Origin of the sequence: Mesorhizobium sp. M7A.F.Ca.CA.001.10.2.1, assembly GCF_003998575.1 — a bacterium.
Taxonomy (GTDB): Bacteria; Pseudomonadota; Alphaproteobacteria; order Rhizobiales; family Rhizobiaceae; genus Mesorhizobium.
The window spans coordinates 1-1,353 of sequence record NZ_RZQY01001036.1 but is presented as its reverse complement, the minus strand read 5'-3'; the positions used below and the strand labels follow the sequence as shown (position 1 = coordinate 1,353).

At 58.4% G+C, this 1,353-nt stretch carries 3 protein-coding genes; 1 reads left to right on the top strand and 2 read right to left on the bottom strand.

All coding sequences use genetic code 11. The annotated features are described in order from the left end of the window. The coding region (locus tag EN964_RS34795) for a hypothetical protein (RefSeq protein ID WP_206528819.1) at window positions 1-605 on the top strand (605 nt) is incomplete at its 5' end. 22 nt (window positions 606-627) lie between these two features. On the opposite strand, the gene rplQ is transcribed toward EN964_RS34795, so the two are convergent. Together rplQ and EN964_RS34785 are read right to left on the bottom strand one after the other, a co-directional pair. Continuing rightward, window positions 628-1,059 carry a 50S ribosomal protein L17 gene (gene rplQ, locus EN964_RS34790; protein ID WP_013531439.1) on the bottom strand — a complete coding sequence of 144 codons (432 nt, stop codon included), beginning with the start codon at window positions 1,057-1,059 and terminating at the stop codon, window positions 628-630. 104 nt (window positions 1,060-1,163) lie between these two features. Then, the coding region (locus EN964_RS34785) for a DNA-directed RNA polymerase subunit alpha C-terminal domain-containing protein (RefSeq protein WP_275586843.1) at window positions 1,164-1,353 on the bottom strand (190 nt) is incomplete at its 5' end.

The following is a 1,353-nucleotide window of genomic DNA, read 5'->3' as shown; positions in this document are numbered from 1 at the left end:
GCTTGGGGCCGATCTCCCCCGACATGACAATGGCCGAGATTATCGAAGTGCTCGGCATGCCTGAGCATGTCGATCCAGATTACTGGACGTTCGGAAAGCTCGAAATTTCCTTTGATATCACGCCGCCTCGCCAGATGAACTGGTTTCAAATTGAGCAGGCCAGTTACCTCAAAGGCGATTTGGAGGCTCTCACCACTCGCTTTGCACTCTCCCTGGACGGGTTCAGCGGAAAGACAAAGCCATCAGAGTTCCTGGGTGCCGGCCTTTGGACTCCAGATCAGGCCAAGGTTTTCTACGCGGCATCCGGCCATGACATCGGGATGAACATCTGCGCCGGACCGATTCAGATACATTTTCATGTGGCTGCCGACTTCATCGGCAACCAAGATGCCGAAACCTATTTGAAGGCCTCCTCCCCGTCGCAAGCGATGGCGAAAATCGATTCTCGAGCCGTCCTCGACAGTATCTATTCATATCCTTACCCGAACACTGAAGAGGTACCGGGTGCATTCGATTGGAAGCTGTTGAGCGGAAGCCAGTACCTGGCGCTGGCCGATGGACAGCAAACATCGGCAAACAAAAAAGGGGCCCGCAGGCCCCTTTGAACTCATTTGGGAAAACCGAGCCTTATGCGGCTGCGGCGTCCGCGTCAGCGCTTTCGGCTTCGATGCGAGCGCGGTCGCCGGCGCCTTTGGCCGAAACGTCGCGATCGACGAACTCGATGACGGCCATGGCGGCGTTGTCACCGTGACGGAAGCCCGCCTTCATGATGCGCAGATAGCCGCCATTGCGGTTGGCGTAGCGCGGCGCGATGGTGTCGAACAGACGCTTGACGACGCCTTCATTGCCGATCTGGGCAATGACCTGGCGGCGGGCATGCAGGTCGCCGCGCTTGCCGAGCGTCACCAGCTTCTCGACGATCGGACGCAGGTCCTTCGCCTTCGGCAAGGTCGTGACGATCTGCTCGTGCTCGAGCAGCGACACGGCGAGGTTGGCGAACATCGACTTGCGATGGCTAATGCTTCGGGCGAAGCGACGGCCTTTGAAACCGTGGCGCATGGCTCTTTTCCTTCTTCAGTTGTTCAAGAGGCCGCGGCCTCTGATGGTTTTCCGCATGACCGTCGGATCGAGCGGCCCACGCCGCCCATCCTTGGAATTCATGCTCAATATTGGTCTTCGTAACGCTTAGCGAGATCTTCGATGTTTTCCGGCGGCCAGTCCGGCACTTCCATGCCGAGGTGCAAGCCCATCGCCGCCAAGACTTCCTTGATCTCGTTCAGCGACTTGCGGCCGAAGTTCGGGGTGCGCAGCATCTCGGCTTCGGTCTTCTGGATCAGGTCGCCGATATAGACG